Source organism: Haladaptatus sp. HS23 (assembly GCF_056892285.1).
The window spans coordinates 42,675-61,328 of sequence record NZ_JBXGLH010000001.1; the positions used below are offsets into that span (position 1 = coordinate 42,675).

15 protein-coding genes and 1 tRNA gene are annotated in these 18,654 nt (G+C 64.4%); 3 read left to right on the forward strand and 13 right to left on the reverse strand.

Features of this window, described 5'->3' with window-relative positions; translation table 11 throughout:
• Positions 1 to 222 precede the first annotated feature (222 nt).
• From AC1XDK_RS00235 to AC1XDK_RS00245, 3 genes are all read left to right on the forward strand, one after another.
• Positions 223 to 1,809, forward strand: a complete 1,587-nt coding sequence (locus tag AC1XDK_RS00235; protein WP_483347772.1) for an alkaline phosphatase family protein — start codon at positions 223 to 225, stop codon at positions 1,807 to 1,809.
• Positions 1,806 to 2,753: an NAD-dependent epimerase/dehydratase family protein gene (locus AC1XDK_RS00240; RefSeq protein ID WP_483347773.1), complete on the forward strand. Its 948-nt coding sequence runs from the start codon at positions 1,806 to 1,808 to the stop codon at positions 2,751 to 2,753. Before AC1XDK_RS00235 ends, AC1XDK_RS00240 begins: the two co-directional genes overlap by 4 nt.
• 61 nt (positions 2,754 to 2,814) lie before the next feature.
• A tRNA-OTHER gene (locus AC1XDK_RS00245) sits at positions 2,815 to 2,899 on the forward strand.
• 806 nt (positions 2,900 to 3,705) lie between these two features.
• On the opposite strand, the gene AC1XDK_RS00250 is transcribed toward AC1XDK_RS00245, so the two are convergent.
• The 13 genes from AC1XDK_RS00250 to AC1XDK_RS00310 form a co-directional block, all read right to left on the reverse strand.
• Positions 3,706 to 5,175, reverse strand: a complete 1,470-nt coding sequence (locus AC1XDK_RS00250) for an oligosaccharide flippase family protein (RefSeq protein WP_483347774.1) — start codon at positions 5,173 to 5,175, stop codon at positions 3,706 to 3,708.
• A 28-nt stretch (positions 5,176 to 5,203) separates the two neighbouring features.
• Positions 5,204 to 7,003, reverse strand: a complete 1,800-nt coding sequence (locus tag AC1XDK_RS00255; RefSeq protein ID WP_483347775.1) for a hypothetical protein — start codon at positions 7,001 to 7,003, stop codon at positions 5,204 to 5,206.
• 25 nt (positions 7,004 to 7,028) lie between these two features.
• Positions 7,029 to 8,081, reverse strand: coding sequence for a DUF354 domain-containing protein (locus AC1XDK_RS00260; RefSeq protein WP_483347776.1), 1,053 nt, complete (start codon positions 8,079 to 8,081; stop codon positions 7,029 to 7,031).
• On the reverse strand, positions 8,081 to 9,001 hold the full coding sequence (locus AC1XDK_RS00265) for a glycosyltransferase (RefSeq protein WP_483348897.1): 921 nt from the start codon (positions 8,999 to 9,001) through the stop codon (positions 8,081 to 8,083). The genes AC1XDK_RS00260 and AC1XDK_RS00265 overlap by 1 nt, the downstream gene beginning before the upstream one ends.
• 139 nt (positions 9,002 to 9,140) lie before the next feature.
• The gene (locus tag AC1XDK_RS00270; protein WP_483347777.1) at positions 9,141 to 10,214 is read right to left on the reverse strand and encodes a hypothetical protein; all 1,074 of its coding nucleotides are present in this window, start codon (positions 10,212 to 10,214) and stop codon (positions 9,141 to 9,143) included.
• Positions 10,211 to 11,284 carry a GNAT family N-acetyltransferase gene (locus tag AC1XDK_RS00275; protein WP_483347778.1) on the reverse strand — a complete coding sequence of 358 codons (1,074 nt, stop codon included), beginning with the start codon at positions 11,282 to 11,284 and terminating at the stop codon, positions 10,211 to 10,213. Before AC1XDK_RS00275 ends, AC1XDK_RS00270 begins: the two co-directional genes overlap by 4 nt.
• Before the next feature lie 136 nt (positions 11,285 to 11,420).
• Positions 11,421 to 12,314: a polysaccharide deacetylase family protein gene (locus tag AC1XDK_RS00280; RefSeq protein ID WP_483347779.1), complete on the reverse strand. Its 894-nt coding sequence runs from the start codon at positions 12,312 to 12,314 to the stop codon at positions 11,421 to 11,423.
• Complete coding sequence (wecB, locus tag AC1XDK_RS00285) at positions 12,298 to 13,359, reverse strand: non-hydrolyzing UDP-N-acetylglucosamine 2-epimerase (protein ID WP_483347780.1); 1,062 nt, start codon at positions 13,357 to 13,359, stop codon at positions 12,298 to 12,300. The genes AC1XDK_RS00280 and wecB overlap by 17 nt, the downstream gene beginning before the upstream one ends.
• Positions 13,356 to 14,330, reverse strand: coding sequence for a glycosyltransferase family 2 protein (locus tag AC1XDK_RS00290; protein WP_483347781.1), 975 nt, complete (start codon positions 14,328 to 14,330; stop codon positions 13,356 to 13,358). Before AC1XDK_RS00290 ends, wecB begins: the two co-directional genes overlap by 4 nt.
• Positions 14,331 to 15,686, reverse strand: coding sequence for a nucleotide sugar dehydrogenase (locus tag AC1XDK_RS00295; RefSeq protein WP_483347782.1), 1,356 nt, complete (start codon positions 15,684 to 15,686; stop codon positions 14,331 to 14,333).
• On the reverse strand, positions 15,683 to 16,660 hold the full coding sequence (locus tag AC1XDK_RS00300; RefSeq protein WP_483347783.1) for a Gfo/Idh/MocA family oxidoreductase: 978 nt from the start codon (positions 16,658 to 16,660) through the stop codon (positions 15,683 to 15,685). The genes AC1XDK_RS00295 and AC1XDK_RS00300 overlap by 4 nt, the downstream gene beginning before the upstream one ends.
• Positions 16,653 to 17,729 (reverse strand): DegT/DnrJ/EryC1/StrS family aminotransferase, encoded by a 1,077-nt coding sequence (locus AC1XDK_RS00305; RefSeq protein ID WP_483347784.1) that lies wholly within the window; start codon positions 17,727 to 17,729, stop codon positions 16,653 to 16,655. The genes AC1XDK_RS00300 and AC1XDK_RS00305 overlap by 8 nt, the downstream gene beginning before the upstream one ends.
• Positions 17,726 to 18,304, reverse strand: a complete 579-nt coding sequence (locus AC1XDK_RS00310; protein ID WP_483347785.1) for an acyltransferase — start codon at positions 18,302 to 18,304, stop codon at positions 17,726 to 17,728. The genes AC1XDK_RS00305 and AC1XDK_RS00310 overlap by 4 nt, the downstream gene beginning before the upstream one ends.
• Positions 18,305 to 18,654: the final 350 nt, after the last annotated feature.

Genomic DNA, 18,654 nt, shown 5'->3' on the forward strand with positions numbered 1-18,654 from the left:
CCGGGTGTGATTTCGCTGCGCTTTCACTCGCCACTCGAAGCAACGCCTACGGCACTCCGTTTCGCATCCTGTAACCGGTCACGCACGGCCATCCCGTTGAATCGACGGAGAAAATTTCGAGTAGACCGTGCCGGAATCACCGAAATCGGCCCATAACAAAGCGAATCCCGGTATTGGAACGGATAGAGCCACGGGCAGACGTTCTGCCCCGGCAACGATACTATGTCGATGGAAACTTCGAGCCCGGAGCGGGCGTTCGTCCTCGGACTGGACGGCGTCCCATGGGATTTGATTCGGCGATGGACGGGAGAGGGACAGCTACCGAATTTCGCTCGGTTGCTCGAAGAGGGGGCCGCCGGGCCGCTCACGAGTACCACACCGGACGCGACACCGCTAGCGTGGCCGACCATTGCGACGGGTGTTTGGCCCGACAAGCACGGTCTGTACGGATTTCAGCACCTCGAAAAGGGCTACACGCACCGGATGAACACCAGCGCGGACGTTCGGCGGCCGGAACTATGGGACATCATCTCGCCCGCCGTCGTCGGCAACGTTCCGATGACCTATCCCGCGAGCGACATCGACGGGTCGGTGGTCACGGGGATGATGACGCCGGAGATGGGCGAGGGATTCACGCAACCGCCCGAACTCGCGGACGAGATCGCTCGGGACATCCCCGACTATCGAATCGGCTTGTCGTGGGACGAGTACCGCGACCGCCCCGAGGAGTTCCGGGAGGAACTGTCCAAACTGCTCGACACGCGGCGGACCCTGATGCGGCGGCTGATGGAGGAAGACTGGCGACTGTTCTTTTTCGTCTACACCGCCCCGGACCGCCTCCAGCACCTCATCTGGGAGGACGACGTCCTCCTCGAACACTACCGCGAACTGGACGACATCCTCGGCGAAGTGATGGAGTACATCGAATCCCGCGACGCGGTGCTGTTCGTCACCTCGGACCACGGGTTCGGCCCGATTTCGCGCTTCGTCTTCCTCAACACTCTCCTCGAACGCGAGAACCTGTTGACGCGAAAGGGCGGCAACGGCACGCGGGGAACGCTCGCCAAAATGGGGTTGACGAAGGACCGAATCGAGGGCCTCATCGCCCGATTAGGCGTCAACGAGAAGTCGCTCATCGAACACCTGCCGCGACGATTGGTCGATTCGGTCGCGGGTCAGGTACCCGGCGACCACAACCTCTACGACGTCGATTTCGACGAGACGGTCGCGTTTGCCCACGGATCGGGCAACGTCTACGTCAACGACACCATGCGCTTCGAACCCGGTGTCGTCGAGCCGGAGGACGTCCCCGCCATCAAAGAGGACCTCCGAGCCCTGTTCGAGGGACTGACCGACCCCGAAACCGAGGACGAGGCCTTGAACGTCTACGACGGCGACGAACTGTTCCCGACCGACCCCTACTCGCCGGACCTCGTGGTGAAAGGCGACGACGAGTACGAGACGGCGGTGTCACTGACGCGCTCCGTGTTCGCCGACAGCGGGAGCAAAGTCGCCAGCCACCGTCCCGAAGGCATCTTCTTCGCGTGGGGGGCGAGCGTCGAAGCCGAATCGACACCCACCGACGCCACCGTGGCGGACGTGGCCCCGACGCTCCTCCACGCGCTGGACGAAGCGGTCCCGTCGGACGCCGACGGACGCGTCCTGAAGGAGATATTCCATCCGCGCTCGAAGCCGGGTCGCCGCGCCGTCTCACAGCGCGATTACGGCGAATCGGGGTCGTCGGATACCGTCGAAGCGGACTTCGACGACGTCGAAGACCGGCTACGCGGATTGGGGTATATGGAATGACGGAGACGCCGACTTCGACACCGCAACCGGCGCTCCGCGACAGAACGGTTCTCATCACGGGCGGCGCGGGATTCGTCGGCAGTCACCTCGCCGAAACCCTCGTTCGGGACAACGACGTTCGAATCCTCGACGATTTCTCCAGCGGTGAGCGCGGCAACGTCCCGGCGGACGCGACGCTCATCGAGGGCGACGTCCGCGACCCGAATGCAGTCGAGGAAGCCATGACGGGCGTCGATACCGTCTTTCACGAGGCCGCGCTGGTCAGCGTGTCCGAGTCGGTCGAACACCCGCTTCGAAGCCACGCTATCACCGGAAACGGTACTTTGGTCGTTCTCGACCACGCGCGGCGCGAGAACGCACGGGTCGTCCTCGCTTCCAGCGCCGCGGTGTACGGCCATCCCGACTCCGTGCCGGTCGTCGAAGCCGAACACAAGCGACCCGCCTCACCGTACGGCATCGACAAACTGACCGCCGACCAGTACGCCCGCCGTTTTTCGGACCTCTACGGACTGGAGACGGTCACGCTTCGGTACTTCAACGTCTACGGGCCGCGCCAGAACCCCGAGTACAGCGCCGTCGTTCGAACCTTCCTCGACCAAGCGAAGCAAGGCGCGGACATCACCATCGAGGGTGACGGCACCCAAACGCGCGACTTCGTCCACGTGGACGACGTGGTGCAGGCGAACTGCCGCGCCGCCACGACCGACCGAACCGGCGAGGCATTCAACGTCGGAACGGGCGAGAGCGTCACGATCCGGGACCTCGCCGAGACGGTCCGGTCAGTCACCGACTCGTCTTCGGACATCGTCCACACCGACCCGAGGCCGGGCGACATCGACCACAGTAGGGCGGACATACGGAAGGCGAAAACGGCGCTCGGCTACGAACCGAGCGTTTCGCTTACCGATGGCCTCGCGGAACTGACGGACGAGACGGCGATCTGACCCGGTTTCCCGGAGTCAGGGCCACCATAACAAAGGTAGTCCCGCTCTTTGGTGTGAACGAGGAAGGGTGGCTCAGTGGTAGAGCACCACCGACTCGTCGGTGGGAGCTTGATAGGCTTCGCGTGGTTCGAATCCCGCCCCTTCCGTTTTTGCGACGAACGGACGTGAGGAGTGAAAACGAAACGGAGATTCGAATCGGACAAGTCACGGCTCGGAACGGCGGAACGCCGCACGCCCGGAATGTCTTGGTTTGGTTCGAATCCCGCCCTTCCCTTTTTGCGATGAGTGGACGTGAAGAGTGAAAACGAAACGGGGATTCGAAGTAGGGAAGACGCAGCGCGAACGAACGTGAGCGACCGTCTTCACGTGGTTCGAATCCCGCCCCTTCCGTTTTTGTGACGAGTGGACGTGAGGAGAGAAAAGGAACTCAAATTCGAATCCTGCAGCGGCACGCCCGCGCAGTCGAACGCGAGTGAGACGATCAGGAACCGCTGGGTCCGGTTCGAATCCCGCCCCTCCCATTTTTGTGACGAGTGGACGTGAGGAGAGAAAACGGTACGCAACTCCCGTTCAATCCCGTGGCAGTTCGTCGGTTTCCGATTCGAACTGGAATCCCGAGTGAACAATCCACCCCGAGGGGAACACACGTCACGGAATTATCGAGACCGTTCGGCACCCAGTCCGCACCGTTGGTAGCTATCGGAGCTGTCGGACAACGAATGCTGACTACCGTCCTCGCTGTTCCGTCGTTCGCGTCTCAATGGCAAACGGAAGTTCGAACGGACAGACGTGACCGACGGCGAGGAATCGATGTTCGGAACCCGTGAGCCTCTCACATCCGTCGTCGGCGAGCGCTGGTGACGCATCGTAACTCGGATGAAGACGGACAGAGGACGGTGAGCGGACCGAAAACGGTGAGAAAACGAAGTTCATCGGACGCGGACGGTCCGGTTCAGGAACCTAACACGGAGACGACGCGGCGGACGTCGAGGAGACCGCTCACCGTGGCGAGTCCGGCCCAGACCGCACCGCCGAGTAGCACCACACCGACGAGCGATATCGGTCCCGATGCGAACTGGAGGGCGACGAAGACGACGGCGGACATGGCGAGCGTGATACCGAAGACGAAGGCAACGTGGCGGAACAGACGGGCGACGGACAGTTCGAGTTCGTGGTGGACGACGTAGAGGTTGACCAGCACGTACACCGAGTGAGTGGCGACGGTGGCCCACGCCGCGCCGACCGCACCCATCGGGGGGATGAGGACGAGATTGAGGGCGAAGTTTGCCGCCGACGTCGCGCCCTTGGCCCACGCCCGCTCCTGTGCCCGTCCGAGGTAGTCGAGCGCGTCGCTGGTGATGAGCGTCACCGCTTCGAGGACGACGTAGCCGGAGAACACCTGCACGACGGGGACCGCCCCGGCGTACTCGCTACCGAAGATCAGCGTCACGGCCGGACCGGCGACGAGCACCAACCCGGCGGCGGCGGGGACGTAGAGGAGGAGCGTGTGCCGAAACGTCGTCTCGTAGAGGCTGGCGGCGGCGTTCCGTGCGTCCTCCGCCTTCTGCTCGCCGTACGTCGGCGAGATGGTGAATCCGAGGGAGGCCGCGGGGGCCTGAATGAACGTGGCGATGTTCTTGGCGAGGTAGTAGTGGCTCACCGCAAGCGGGCCGACGATGGCCCCGACGAGGATGGTGTCGATGCGCTTGTCGAGGACGTTCGCCCCTTGTGTCGCCGTGAGCGGAATGCTGTACTTGAGAACGCGGGTGGCGAGTCCGTCCTCGGACTCTTCGTCGGCGTCGATGGGCGCGTAGAACTTCCAATACAGGACGCCCAACCCGACGACCGTCGCCACCGCGTAGCTCACGACGTACCCGAAGAGCGCCCCGCCAGCGCCACCGAAGACGAGGACGCCGATGACGACGAAGACGAGGAGACTCACGCTCCCCGTCGCCCGCGTCACCGCGCTCCACGTCACCCGGTTGAAGCCCTGAAACACGACGACGGCGAACGTCGAAAGCGAGTAGCACGCGATGTACACCGCGCCGAAGGTCATCAACGGGGCGAGTTCGGGTTGGTTGATGAGGCGGGCAATGGACCCCGAAAAGATGGCGAACACCCCGGCCACGAGGACGACGGCGATGACCCGATAGGCCAGTGCGGCACGAAGTACGTACGGAACCTGTCCTGGGTCGCGTTCCCGGTATTCGGTGACGTATCGAGCCGCGGATTTCGAGGTACCGAGGTCGGCGAACAGCCCTGCGACGCCGAACACGGCGAGCGCACTCCCGAGGATACCGTACTGGGTCGGTGTGAGCAGGAACCGGGTGAGGAGGAGGACCAACAACCCGGTCGCGCCCATGTGAACCGCGCGAGCGCCCAACGATGCCTTGAATCCACGTGCGAATGATTTTGCGTCCATTATCGGATGAGGTGGTGTCGTCTATGTGTCATCTAATGTAGTAGAGGTCGAACCCGCCGCCGGACTGCACCCGGTTCACGCCGGGGCGACTCTCCAGCGTTCTGAACCCTCGTTTCGGGAACCGAAGCCCGCGATACACCGCTAATTCGCGCTCCCTCGCCGCTTCGGTTATCGGCAGGTAGCGCGGCCCGTCGAAGGCCCGCTTCAACCGGCCCGCGGTGAAGTTCTCTCCCGTGGCGTTGTAGTTGCCGTAAATACCCTGCCCCCGGAAGTCGGCGCTCCTACTGCGCTCGAACCCGAGAATCGCGTCCGAGTACCGTTCGCCCGGCGCTCGAAGTCCGGTGAACGTCGCCTCGCCGCGTTGGGAGAGCGCCGTCGAGAAGCCGGACACTTCGGCTCCGGAGACCTGCCCGGACGGCTGGTACATGTACGGCGAGTGGAATACCGTCAGCAGGGAGAGGACGAGCATGACCGCGAACAGCACCGCCGCGACTCCGGCGAGCGCCCCGTCGGGCCGGACGGAGAGTTTGGTCCCGGACCAATCCACTATGCGGGCGAACGCGATGCCGCCGAGTATCGTGACAGGGACCATCATGAACCCGAGGACGCGGAAGTGGAACTGGCCGTAACTGGCGACGAGGAAAGCCACGAAGAGGACTCCCAACGGGAAGGTACCTAAGGCAATGTACTTGCTGAACGCGCTCGTGTCGGTTCCACGGACGCGGTTGAGCAACCCGGCGAGCATGAAAAAGCCCGCGATGACGAGGAAGACGAAGCTGACGAGGAAGAGCTTCAGGAACAGCAGTTTGATGCTGCCGCCGAGTTGCGAGAGGCTCGCGGCCGCGTGGGCGGAGTCCGCACCCGCGGTCGGGTCCGAGAGGAGGCTGGTGACGAGCGCCTTGACCGCTCCGCTCGAACGCTGGTGGAAGGGGGACCACGCGAGGAAAGCCGCCAAAAGGAAGAACGTCTGTGCGTACATCGGTCGGTGGCGGGCGATGGCGTGTTCGTCGCGAAACAGGCGGTAGAGGAACTGCACGACGACGACGCCGCCGAACAACAGGATGACGTTTGCGGCCTGCTGTGGATGAACGAGCATGATGGCCATCGACGACAGCGCGAGGAGGGCACCCGCACCCGTTCCGAGCAACGGAACCCCGCGGGGGTTCGTCGCGGTGACGTACTTCGCCACGAGGTAGATGACCAGCGGGAGGAACAGTATCGCCTGCGAGGTCGGATGCGGCATGACGAAGACACTGATGGCGTTTATCGGGAGCAAGAGGAACCCCGAGAGCGCTGCGTACGTCACCGCCCGGTCGTCGTCCACGACGACGCGCACGGCGAAGGGGACGAACAGGAGATAGACGAGAACGAACGCGGAGACCATCACGAGCATGGCTCGCGGGAGCGGAACCCCCGTCGCCTCGTGGACGACGATGGCTATCGTGTGCGTGCCGGGATAGAGGAGGTCGTAGGCGGGCATCGCGCCCGAAACGATGTCCTTCGTCCAGCCGAGGTGTGTCAGCGAATCGCCCGGGCCGTAGAAATGATAGCCCCTGATGAGCGGGAGCGACGCGATCGAGAGGACCGTCGTCCCGCCGAGAACGAGCGCGAGCGAACGATACCAGTCGGGTGCGGACAGCGCGACCCCGACTCCGAGGAGGAGCGCGAGTCCCGCGCCGACCCAGAAGAGGAGCGGCGTCGCTCGGTAAATCGAGAGTTCGTAGCCCCGCGCCGGCGCGTCGTGTGCGAGGAACACGCCGACGGCGAGCGCACAGAACCCGATAACGAGTGCCACTTTTTCCGGTCGGTGTGCGTACGTGCGTGCCATTCAATCGTCACCAGCGTCGCCGGAGTCACCCTTTGTTATAGACCGCCTGATTCGTCCCGGCGCGAACGAGGAGGTCGGTGGCGAACCCTGCGACGTCGATTTTGTCCGCGAGCAGGCGGTCCCGACGCCGTTCGAACGTTTCGCGGTCCGCCGTCCGAACGAGCGACTTCGCCTTCTCGACGGCCTGTCGGTCGTCGGCCGTCGAATAAAGCAGTCCGTACTCCGCCAGTTCGAGGAAGTTCGTCATGTCGTCCCGACCGGCGAACGACTGTGAGCGCACCGACGGCGTGCCGAGAACGGCCGCCTCTGTCGCCATCGTCGCCGAATCGCCGACGTACAGGTTCGCGTACGCGAGGAGGTCGTGGACGAGGTGGGGCGGCACGGGAAGCCGATGCGGCGCGAACTCCTCGGGGAGGTCGGATTCGCTCGAAACGTACACGTCGCCCCGCTCGTCGAGGAAGGAAACGAGGTCACATTTGGCCTCGTGACAGAACCCCGCCTCGCCGACGTCGTGGAGCGCCGACCACTCTCGGAACCGGACGAAGTAATACGGGTCCGTCGGTTCGACGCCGTGTTCCCGGAGGCGGTCCGGGTCGGGCGAAAACCGGTCGGGATGGAGGTAGGCGAGTTCGTGGAACCCGTCGTAGCGGACGTGACCGTCCCCGTAATCGTCCCGGAACCGCTTCGGCGTGCAGACGATGTGCGCGAGCGGCGTCGTGATACGATGTGACTGGACCCCCTCGTTGTCTATCCAGACGACGCTTCGTGCCCCCACTAACGGCGCGACGTGCGACACGGCGACGCCTCCGATGGCGGTCATCACGTCGGGACGGATACGAAGCGCTTCGCGGAATAATTTGGCCTCGTAGGTCGCCTGTACTCGCGCGAGTTCGGTTATCGAGTCGGCGGACCCGGCGAGGACGGTGTGGTCGATGCCGTACTCTTCGAGGAGGGACAACGCGATGTCCTTGTCGCGGGCGAAGACGAACACCTCGTGCCCGCGCTGCCGAAGCATAGCGATTATTCCTCGGAAGAAGTGGACGTGAGCGGGATGCTGGATGGTGATGATGATGCGCATCAGACGACGGATTCGTAAACGGCGTGGATTCGTTCACCCATACGTTCGAGGCTGATGTCCCGGACGTTCTCCCGGCCGTTCGAGCGGCGCGGTGAGGAGAGGACGTCGACCAGTCCGGCGACGAGTTCGTCGTCGGACACACAGACGTGCGACGGCGACACGTCGGCGATGCGTTCGGCCACGTCACCGACGTCGGTCGTGACGACCGGAACGTTGCAGGCCATCGCCTCCTTGACGGAGTTCGGCGACCCCTCGCTCTTCGAGGGAAGGAGGAGAACGTCCGCCGCGTTGTAGTAGGTGGACATCTCGTCGTGGGGTACCCCGTACACGCTCTGGAGCTCGACGGAACCGTCGACCCGCTGCGCGGCCGCCGTGACCACGCGCTCCGCTCTCGGGAAGTCCTTTACCTCCCGCGTCGGCGGGTAGGGAAAGAGGACGTGTTTCGCCTGTGGGTTCCAACCGACGGCTTCGCGGGCCTCCGCTTTCGGTTGCGGGGAGAACCGCGAAAGGTTGATTCCGTGTGGGATGACGTGACACGGGGCGTCGAGTTCCGCCGCCATGTCGTCCGACATGACGATGACCGCGTCACAGTGGCGGGCACAGCGTTTGCTCAACCACCCGTACTCGCCGAGGAGGTCCGAACCCCACAGCGAGAGGACGACCGGCAGTCGGAGTTGTGCCAGCGCCATCGGCGCGGTCAACCCGTAGTTCGCGTGAATCAGGTCGTAATCGCCGAGCGAGTTTCGGAGGACCGTCGGGAGGAATCGCAAGTAATCCGTCGGCGTCCGTTTCGTGACCGACTCTCGGGCACGGTGGGTTCCCGGCGGCGCGAGTGTCTCTCCGCGGACGCCGCGCTTCGCGAGAACCCGCAGTTGTTCGTTGTAAAAGCGGGCGTCTGTATTCGTTACGAGGTTCAGCACCTGCAGCGAGTCCCGCTGGATGCCTGTCCTCGACTGGGAAGTTCCTCTCGACACGTTGCCGAACTCGATGGCCGAGTCGGCCTTTGTTATCCACCTCTTTCCGGCGGACAGGTGTGCCGTACCAAAAAAGTCGGTTTCGCTACCGGTGTGTCACCGCGACCGTTCGCTCGATTCGCTCCGTCGGGACCACTGCCGTCGTCGCGACGTCCACGATGACGTCGGTGAGGTTCACCATGTTCGACAGGTAGGCGTCCCGCCGTTCGCGGAGACGCGCTTTCGCCGAATCGTCCGCGAGGACGGAGAGCGACTTCGACAACACGTCCTCGAAGTCGCGGTAGTTGTGAATGAGGCCCTCGCGTTCGAGTTCGACGAAGTTTCCCATGTCCGACTCGCCAACGAAGGAGTTCGAGCGAATCGCGGGCGTGCCCAGCAGGGCCGCTTCCGTCACCATCGTCTGCGTGTCGGCGACTAACAGGGAAGCCTCCGCCAGCGCGTCGTGGAGCAGGGCCGGGTGGAGGTCGAACTCGTGCGACTCGCCGGGGGCGGGATTGCCGCCCTCGTCGGAGACGAAGACGGTGACGTGTTCGGAGAGCGCCGAGACGAGTTCCCGCCGTTTTTCGGGGGAGAACCCCGAGTGCCCCACGTCGTGGTGGGACCCGAAGGCGTTGAACCGCACGATGGCGTACTCCTCGTTTGGCCCGACTCCGAGTCGGTCCCGAATCGCCGGGTCGGGTTCGTACACGTCGGGGTGGAGGTAGGCGAGTTCCTTGAACCCGCGGAACTCGTAGTGGTTCACACCGAGGTCCTTGCCGAACGAGTGGGGCGTGAGGAACGTGTCCACGAACGGCCGTGACACGAGGTGGTCGACGCCCGTCGGCTCCGAGTCGGCGACGACGACGACCGGCGTGCGCGATATCGCCCCGGCGTGGGCGGCGTAGGAACCGACACCGAAGATGAGGTCCGGGTCGTATCGTCGGGTCTTCCGGAAGATCTGGAAGTAGTGCTGTGGCAGTTCGCGGAACAGGGAGTACTTCGTCGTCTCGCACTTCCCGTAGATTTCGTACGGGAGGTCGTGATACTCCAACAGGGCACGGGTACAGCCGTAATCACGCCCGAGGACGAACACGTCGTGACCCTGTTCCTGTAGGGCCTCTATCGCGTGTCGATAGAGGTGGACGTGTGCGGGCGTGTTGGTGAAGAACAGGTATCTCATCCTCTGACGAACTGGTAGGCTCGTTTGGCGGCGTTCATCGTCGTCCCGTTCGATTCGACGAGGTAGTAGGGAACGAGGTCGGCACCGAACTTCGCCTTGTACCGACACAGCCGTTCCGTGTTCGCGCCCATCAGGTCGTAGGTCGTCACCGACTCGACCGGCGGGTCGTCCACGATGTCCTGGATGATTCGCCAGTGGACGAGGCTGTTCACGCTCGTTCCTTCGTACACCGAACGGGCACCTCCCTGCCAGAAGTACGCCGCGTCGTTCGAGTAGAGCGCGGTGATGCCGGTCAGGTAGTTCCCGTCGTCGTCGCGGGCGACGTAGGTCTGGGCGGCGTCATCCAGCCCCTCCCAGAGGTCGCGGACGTAGTTCCACGACAGGCCGAGGGTTTCGTCCTGCTCGTCGTAGCGGTCCACGGTGTGTTCGAACACGTCGCGTGCGCCCTCGATTCCCTCGCGCGTGACGGTGACGTCGAGGTCCTCCGCGTCCCGAATCTCCCGCCGGAGACTCTTGCTGAACGATTTCTTCACGGCGTCGGCCGTGGTCGATGCCAAGTCCAATTCGTAAGTGAAGAACGGTTCGACGCTCAGGTCGCCCCACAAGTACGGACGCGGGTCGCCGTAGGCGGTCCCACAGAGCATCCGAAACAGGGTCAGGCCGGATTCCATCTGTTCACCCACGCGCTGTGCCATGGGTGAATCGAAGCCGACCTGCGCGAGTCGCCCCGTGTAGTCGGTTCGAATCCGGTCGAGCACCGTCTCGGTGAACTCCCGATTGACCTTCTCCTGTTTCCGTCGTTTCGGACTCGTGGGCATCACTATCGGTCCCAGTCGCGGAATCGCCATCCCCGGCGGCGGCGACATCGCGATGGTTCCGAGCGGCCCGTTCCGAACGACGACCGGGAGCAAGGCGATAGCCTGCTGTCCCTTGAATCCCCCGTACAGGTGGAGTTCACCCGGCGCGTGACGGTCGATCGCGGCCAGCGCGGCCGGTCTGTGAAACACCTCGAACCCGTCGCTGGGGAGTGCATCGTCCCATTCTGTAATATCTAGACGTTCGACTCTCATTCGTCGTCTCGCCAGTCGATAGCGGTGGTTTTCACTTTGTTATCCCCCACCTGTCGCCGAGAAGGTACGGGAAACGAACAGGTAGGGCGTCGCTACGGGTGAGAAAAGGTACCAACCGTTCGCACAATCGAACGGCCTACCGACGGTGGACGCTCGCCGTTCCGGTTCGGTTTCGGGGAGCGGTGCCGATACGGGACGCGAGTTCGCCCGGCGGGCCGACCCACGCGCCGCGTTCGAGTGCGGACTCGATGACACGACGGTAGAGTCGACGGTGGCCGGGGAACTCGTCGGCGAACATCCGCGGATGCCAGAGGATGGTCATCACGGCGTCGTTTGCGGCCGCCTCGTCCAGCACGTCCTCGCAGGCGTCCCACGCCGTCTCGAAGTCGTCGCCGGGGTCCGGCACCGCGATGTCCATCATCGTGAGCGGGAAGACGAGGAACTCGTCGTCGAACGGGCGCTGCACGCCGTACCCGTTGTCGAACCCGTACTCGGAACTCGACCCGAGGCTCGCGTCGTACTCCAATCCGATGTCGCGGTGGTGTTTCCACGTCGAATCGCCGCGATTCAGGTGGTGTTGCCGACCCCCGCGAACGCGATGGCCGAGGGCGGCCTCCAACGCCGTCTTCTGGTCCCGAAGGGCGTCGGGGTCGTCGTAGGAATCGTACGAGCCGTGAAGTCCGACTTCCCACCCGCCGTCGTCCAGTTCGTGAAGCACGTCGAGGATGTTCGTGTCGAACAGGTCGTACCGGCCGAGATGCTCTATCCAGTAGCGCGGCGTGAGCAACTCGTTCAGGGACTTCTGGAAGATGGACTCTTCCTGCAGGAAGTAGAACGCCGACCGAACGCCTAACGACTCCTCCAATTCCATTATCTCCTCGAACTGCCACCACGGATTGGCGCCCGGCACGAGTGCCGAAAGATGCCCCAGGTTTCGGTCCTTGATGGCGTAGTACGGGGCCTGCAGTCGCTTGTACGGTCTATCCACGTCGTGGGTCAAACACAGTTCGAATTCATAGCCGGGTAACATCGGAAAGCACCTCCACGATTCGTTCTGCCGCGGTTCCATCGCCGTACGGCGTTGGCTTCTCCGTCGGCGTCGTCGCGTCCGAGAGGGCGGTTCGAATTGCCCCCTCGTCCGCGCCGACGAGCGTGTTCCATCCGCTCTCCACCGTCTCGACCCACTCGGTTTCGTCACGGAGCGTGACACACGGCGTGTCGAGGAAGAACGCCTCCTTCTGGACGCCGCCCGAATCGGTGGCGACGGCCGTCGCGGCGTCCAAGAGGGCGACGAACTGCCGGTAGCCGACGGGTTCCGTCAGCGTCAGTTCGCGCTCCGCCCGGCCGTAGAGGCCGAACTCCTCCAGTCGGGCGACCGTTCGGGGATGGGCGGGGAGGACGACGGGACGAGGGTCGGAAACTAACGCGTCCACGATGGCCTCTAATTTGTCGGGGTCGTCCGCGTTCGTGTCCCGGTGAACGGTTGCGAGGACGAACTCCGTGCCGTCCACGTCGAACTCGGAAAGAATGCTCCTGTCGGCCCGTTCGCGGGCCCAAAGGAGCGCGTCGTATCCCACGTCGCCGCTGTTGTGGACGCCCTCGGTGATTCCCTCGCGTGCGAGGTTGGCGGCGGCGTCGGTGGAGGGGACGAACAGCAGGTCCGCGGCGTGGTCGGTGAGGACGCGGTTCGTCTCCTCGGGAATCTCGCTCCCGCTTCGCATGCCGGCCTCGACGTGGGCCAGCGGCGGGTCCATCTTCGAGGTGGCGATGGCCGCCGCGAGCGTGGAGTTGGTGTCGCCGTAGACGAGCACCGCGTCCGGTTCTTCGGCCTCGATTTCGGCCTCCAACCCGGAGAGCATCGCGCCGGTCTGTCTGCCGTGCGTGTCGGACCCGACGCCGAGGTTGGTGTCCGGGAACGGGATGGACAGTTCCTCGAAGAACACGTCCGACATGTCCTCGTCGTAGTGTTGGCCGGTGTGGACGAGGACCTCCTCGTGGTCCTCGCGGAGGACGCGGGAGACGGCGGCGGCCTTGACGAACTGCGGACGCGCGCCGACGACGGTCAGCACTTTCATTCGCAGTCCACCTCCAGGTCCGCGTTCTCCTCCCTGTCGAAGGCCATCGCCAGCACGAAACAGATGCCGCCGAGCAGCATCGCGGTGAGGCCGTCACTCGACTCCCGCTTGCGGCGGGCGAGCGAGAGCACCCCCGCGGCGGTTCCGAGCGCACCGAGACCGTAGAGGAACGCGAGCGGGTGGAAGTCGCGGACTAAATACTTCGCCTTCAACCGCCACAGGAAGCTCCACAGCAACAGCGCGGAGAGCTTCGGGATGAACGTCGAGTAGCGAATCGTGCTCTGTTCGTCGCCGTAGACGGCGGGCATCGTCACGTCGGCCACCCGCATGTCGTGGACGTTCAGGCGAACCAACAGGGCGTTGGCGAAACCGTAATCGTCGTACACGTCCTCGATGTCGAGGTTCGAAAGCGCCCGCCCCGAAATCGCCGTGTAGCCGTTCTGCGGGTCCACCATTCCCCAGTAGCCGCTCGCGACCTTGGTGAGGAAGGTCAGCAGCCAGTTGCCGAAGCTCCGCCACGCCGACATCCCTTCGCGGAATCCCGGCGTCGAGAGGCGGTTCCCCTTCGTGTAGTCGGCCCGACCATCGACGATGGGTTGGATTATCCGTTCCAACATCTCCGGGCGCATCTGGCCGTCTCCGGCCATCACCGCCGTCACGTCGATGTTCTCCTCGTGGGCGCGGCAGTAACCGGTCTTGATGGCCGCGCCGACGCCGCGGTTTTTCGTGTGGCGAATCGGCACGACGCGGCGGTCGAACGACAGCCGTCCGTCGCCCATCGCCCCGCCGTCCGCGACCGGGTCGGCGTGCTGGGCGTGGGAGCGAATCTCCTCCCACGTTCCATCCGTCGAGCAGTCGTCGACGGCGTACACCCTATCGACGAAGTCGGGAACGGTGTCGATGACCCGTCCGACCAGCCCCTCCTCGTTGTACGCCGGAACGACCACAGCGACGGTGTTTCCCTCGTACATTCAGTCACCTCCGATGGTGTAGACTCGGTGGGCGGACCACGAGAGGTCGAGGCAGTTCCGGCCGTCCACGACGACCATCGGGTCGAACCCGGCCCAGTCGATGCCCTCGAACTCGTCGTGGTTCGTCACCAGCACCGCCGCGTCGAAGTCGTAGTCGGGGACCGATTCGAGCGACAGTTTCGTCGCCTCGAAACCGTCGGCGTCGGGGAGCATCGGGTCCACCGCGAACACGTTCGCGCCGCGCTCGGTCAGGTCGGCACAGATGGGTCGGGCCGGGGCCGCCCGCGTCTCCTCGACGCCGGGACGGTACGTCAACCCGAGGACGAGCATCCGTGAATCGGCGAGCGATTTTCCCTCCTCGGAAAGCATGGATTCGACCTTCTCCACCGTGAACGCCGGCATCGAATCGTTCACCTCGCGTGCGTTGGTCAACAGCGGGAACTCCTCGTCGAACTGGCGGATGAGGAAGTACGGATAGTACGGAATACAGTGACCGCCGACGCCCGGTCCCGGCCTGTGGATGTCACAGAACGGTTGGGTGTTCGCCGTCTCGATGGCCTCGTTGACGCTGATTTCGGCCGCGTCGGCGATTTTGGCGAGTTCGTTCGCAAGCGCGATGTTGACGTCGCGGTAGACGCCCTCGAACACCTTCACGGTCTCCGCGGTGGTCGCGTCCCGCACTGCGATGACGTCGTTGTCGGTGAGTTCGCCGTAGACGAGTTCCGCGACGCGCGTACTCTCGTCGTCCACACCGCCGACAACCTTCGGGTAGGCCCCGCGGATGTCCTGCAACGCGCGCCCGCTGGACGTGCGTTCCGGACAGACCGCGACGCCGAACTCCTCGCGCGAGAGGTCGCTTTCGCGTTCCAACATCGGGAGCAGTACGTCCCGAGTCGTCCGCGGGGGAACCGTACACTCGACGACCACGAGGTCGCCGGGCGAGAGTTCCGCCGCGATGCTCTCCATCACGGATTGGAGGATGGCGAGGTCGGGTTCGTCGCTGTCCGTTATCGGCGTCGGAACGATGGCGACGTGAATCGCCGCGTCCCGCGCCGCCTCGGTCGGCGATTCGACCGCGCGAAGTGCGCCCTCGTCGGCCGTTTCGGCGACGAGTTCGTCCAGCCCCGGTTCGCGCTGCACGTGACAGTCGCCGCGGTTGATTCCCGCGACCACGTCCGGGTCGACGTCCGCGCCGACGACGTTGCCACAGGTGTCGGCGTACACCGCCGCCAGCGGCAGGCCCATCTTTCCGAGGCCGTACACCGCGACCGGAACGTCGCCGGATAGGAACGCCTCGCGCTGTTCCGCGTTCGTCGCGTCGTTCGCGTAGAGAGTGGTCTGCTCTCGCAGGCTCACCCGAGATGCACCTCCCGCTCTTTCGGCCCGGACGCCAACCCGTCTATCTTCCGCGCGACTTCGAGGACGCGAAGGCCGTCCTCACCCGTGACGACGGGCTTCGAGCCGTTTTTCGCGCTCCGAACGAACGACCTGAGTTCGTTCTTGAGCGGTTCGCCGTTCTCGACGGTCGGACGTTCGATGATGCTCTCGTGGCGGTAGCGAAGGTCACCGTTGTCCTCGATGTACTCCGGCATGGAGTGGCGGTGAATCTCGACGGACTGGTTGGTGTAATCGACGTTCACCCGGCACTCCGCCGCCGTAATCGAGAGCTTTCTGACCTTCTCCTGTGTCACCCGGCTCGCCGTGAGTCCGGCGACGACGCCGCCGTCGAACTCGATGCTCGCGCTGGCGTAGCGGTTGTCCCGCGTGCCGACCGCGGCGACCGAGGTGATGTCGTCGTCCACGAGCGACAGGAGGACGTCGATGTCGTGAATCATCAGGTCCATCACGGCGCTCACGTCCACCGCGCGTCCCTCCGGCGGCGGACCGAGTCGCTGTGCGTCGATGGCGATGATATCGAGTTCGGAGACTATCTCCGAGAGCGTTCGAATCGCCGGGTTGAACCGTTCTATGTGCCCGACTTGAATCGTCACGCCCGCCTTCTTCGCACGCGAAATCAGGTCCAACCCCTCGTCGGGGTCGGCGACGAACGGTTTCTCGACGAGGACGTGAACGCCGCCCTCGATGCACTGTTTCGCGGTCTCGTGGTGGTACGGTGTCGGAACGGCGATGGAGGCGACGTCCGCGTTTTCGATGGCCGTCTCCATGTCTATCGCTTGCGTTCCGTGGTTTCGCGCGACGTCAGCCGCGTTCTCCTCGTCCACGTCGTGAATCCCGACGAGGTTCACCTCGGGGAGTTCGCTGTAGACGCGGGCGTGGTGGCGGCCCATGCTTCCGACGCCGATGACGACTGCGTTCGTTGGTTCACTCATAACTTGTGATGGCTTTCGCGATGGTTCGCACGTCGTCTCCCGACAGTCCGGGATGGACGGGAAGCGAGAGGACATCCCCCGCTACCTGCTCCGAAACCGGAGCGTCGTGGTCGACGTGGTCGTATGCTGGTTGTTCGTGAATCGGGGTCGGGTAGTAGACGCCCGTCCCGACGCCCTCCGATTCGAGGTGCTCCCGGAGGCCGTCCCGGTCGTCCGCGCGAATCGTGTACTGGTGGTAGACGTGCCGACAAGCGTCCGGTTCGATGGGCGGCTTGACCGCCGCGTCCCGGAGTCGGTCGGTGAGATACGCCGCGTTGGCGCGGCGCGCCTCGTTGTACTTCGGCAGGCGCGACAGTTGCACGCGACCGATGGCCGCGGCCATGCTCGTCATCCGGAAGTTGTGGCCGAGGCGAACGTGGTCGTACCCGCCGCTCGCCGTGCGGCCGTGGTTGACGAAACTCGCCGCGCGTTCGGCGACGTCCCGGCGGTCGGTCGTCACCATTCCCCCCTCACCCGTCGTCATGTTCTTCGTCGGATAGAAGGAGAAACACGCCGCGTCGCCGAACGACCCGACGGTCCGGCCGTCGTATTCGGCACCGTGCGCTTGCGCGGCGTCCTCGACGAGCGCGACGTCGTGCGTCTCGGCGATGTCCTGCAAGTGGTTCATCTCCGAGGGCAATCCGTACAGATGGACCGCGAGAATCGCGTCGGCCTCGTGTTCGCGGACCGCTTGCTCGGTCGCGTAGGGGTCGAGCGTGTACGTCTCCGGGTCGATGTCGGCGAACACCGGTTCCGCACCGGCCAACCGAATCGCGTTGGCGCTGGCGACGAACGAGAAGGGCGACGTTACCACCCGGTCGCCCTGACCGATGTCGAGCGCCTCGAAGGCGGCGTGGAGGGCCGTCGTCCCGTTGCTCGTGGCGACGCCGAACTCGGTGCCACAGAAGGCCGCGAACTCGTCTTCGAACTGCCGGACTTCGGGGCCGTCCGCGAGCTGCCCTTCCTCGATGCACGCGACGGTCGCTTCGATTTCTTCTTCAGCCAGTTCCGGGTCGGCGATGGGTATCACAGTTCGTTCCCCCCGGTGAGCGACTCGGGGAGCGGTCGGATCTCCGCGGGTGCGCCGACCGCGAGCGTCTCCGGCGGCACGTCGTCGGTCACGACCGCGCCGGCGGCGACGAACGCCCCGGCACCGACCGTGATTCCGGGGAGGAGGGTCGCGTTCGCTCCGATGGAGACGTCGTCTTCGAGGGTCGGGCCCTCGAGGTCGCTCGACTGCCGAATCGGATACGGGTCGTTCGTGAACGTTGCTGCCGGGCCGACGAACACTCGGTCGCCGATTGTAGTGTTCGTCGGCACGTACACGTTCGTCTGCATGCTTACGTGCGAACCGATGGTCGTTTGGCCGTCGATAACCGTGTTCGTGCCGACGATAACGCCGTCGCCGATGGTCGTTTCCTCGCGGACGAGCGCACCGTGACCGGTCGTGAAGTCGTCGCCGATGGTCACGTCGTCGTAGATGACCGTTCCCGACCGGATGGTCGCGTCGTCGCCGATGACCGGAGGTGCGGAATCGTCCGAATAGGCGTAGCCAACCGTCGTTTCGGAGTGGCCAGTTCGGTCGTGACTCCGTTGCTCGGTCACGGGCGACCACCCCAGCGGAGACACGAATCACAGGGCGTGTCAGTGGATGGTAGTGAGTTCATAGGTTAGTTCGTGAATTCACCCGATTCCGCCGCGCAGGCGACGGACGGGCGTTATCCTGCATGCTCTACCTGTCCTCTTTGTTATACGCTCCTTGGCGGTGGGTAGTTCGGGACTAGCCCTTCCACGAGCCCTTACAGTGCCGAAATCGACGTTATCCTGCCGGGAACGGCCGGTATCAACGAATAGACGGACTGTATGGCGACACTACCCCGAAACAGCACCGTGGTAACAAAGTGGGGAAGCGGTGATTGCCGGTGTATGCGGTGGTGGCATCCGTGACTACAGGG